Annotated in this window: 3 tRNA genes and 2 rRNA genes; all 5 read right to left on the bottom strand. The window is 44.3% G+C overall.

Annotated elements, in window-relative coordinates:
- A 23S ribosomal RNA gene (locus L3V36_RS23820) occupies positions 1-468 on the bottom strand; the annotation flags it as partial.
- 370 nt (positions 469-838) lie between these two features.
- Positions 839-914, bottom strand: a tRNA-Val gene (locus tag L3V36_RS23815).
- A 32-nt stretch (positions 915-946) separates the two neighbouring features.
- Positions 947-1,022 (bottom strand) — tRNA-Lys (locus L3V36_RS23810).
- 2 nt (positions 1,023-1,024) lie between these two features.
- Positions 1,025-1,100, bottom strand: a tRNA-Glu gene (locus L3V36_RS23805).
- Positions 1,101-1,223: 123 nt separating this feature from the next.
- A 16S ribosomal RNA gene (locus L3V36_RS23800) occupies positions 1,224-1,340 on the bottom strand; the annotation flags it as partial.

Raw genomic sequence — 1,340 nt, 5'->3', positions numbered from 1 at the left:
TTTCGCCTTTCCCTCACGGTACTGGTTCACTATCGGTCAGTCAGTAGTATTTAGCCTTGGAGGATGGTCCCCCCATATTCAGACAGGATATCACGTGTCCCGCCCTACTCGTTTTCACTGATTATGATGTGTCGGTTACGGGGCTATCACCCTTTATTGCGAGACTTTCCAGACTCTTCACCTGCATCATTAAAAGCTTAAGGGCTAATCCAATTTCGCTCGCCGCTACTTTCGGAATCTCGGTTGATTTCTCTTCCTCGGGGTACTTAGATGTTTCAGTTCCCCCGGTTTGCCTCCTGTTGCTATGTATTCACAACAGGATACTTGCTTATGCAAGTGGGTTTCCCCATTCAGGAATCCCAGACTCAAAAGGTTATTACTACCTAATCTGGGCTTATCGCAAGTTATTACGCCTTTCATCGCCTCTGACTGCCAAGGCATCCACCGTGTACGCTTAGTCACTTAACCATACAACCCGAAAGGGTCTTAGCGTATGGCAACTAACCAAGGTTTTTGGTTGTCATCAAGAAGGGTTAATTCTTGATAACTGTTTGCCGGACTCAATTGTGAATCAAACTAAAGTTTGATTCGAATACAAGACACTTGAATGTGTTTGTTGTGTTTATCTAATGAAAGATAAACATTGAGAACTTTTAAATTTGATTGAATTACTCGTAAGTAAATCAATCAGTCAGCTTTCCAAATTGTTAAAGAGCATGAGACTTTAAGAACCAGTGTTCTAAAATTCACATTTTCTAAAGACTCTCAGGGTCAAACATACCAACCAACGACAAAAGAAGTGGTTTGGATATGAAGATAACCAAGAATTTTTAGAGAATGGTGGGCGATACCGGGCTCGAACCAGTGACCCCCTGCTTGTAAGGCAGGTGCTCTCCCAACTGAGCTAATCGCCCACGATAGTTTTAATTCCTTCGCGGAGAAAGAATGGTGGGTCGTGCAGGATTCGAACCTGCGACCAATTGATTAAAAGTCAACTGCTCTACCAACTGAGCTAACGACCCAATGGTATCCCGTAGGGGAGTCGAACCCCTGTTACCGCCGTGAAAGGGCGGTGTCCTAGGCCTCTAGACGAACGGGACACTGCTAATTTATCTCTACTTTAAAAAATAGAAACAAACTTCGAAGAACTTGGGAGTTCTTCATCTCTTTGCTTTTCTAAACCTAATCAATCTGTGTGGACACTCATCGTGACTATCTTCGTATAAGGAGGTGATCCAGCCCCAGGTTCCCCTAGGGCTACCTTGTTACGACTTCACCCCAGTCATGAACCACAAAGTGGTGAGCGTCCTCCCCGAAAGGTTAAACTACCCACTTCTTTT

The sequence above is a fragment of the Vibrio sp. G-C-1 genome, assembly GCF_021728015.1.
Lineage (GTDB): Bacteria > Pseudomonadota > Gammaproteobacteria > Enterobacterales > Vibrionaceae > Vibrio > Vibrio splendidus.
Note: the sequence above shows the minus strand (reverse complement) of the source record. Positions and strands in the feature narration are given on the sequence as shown.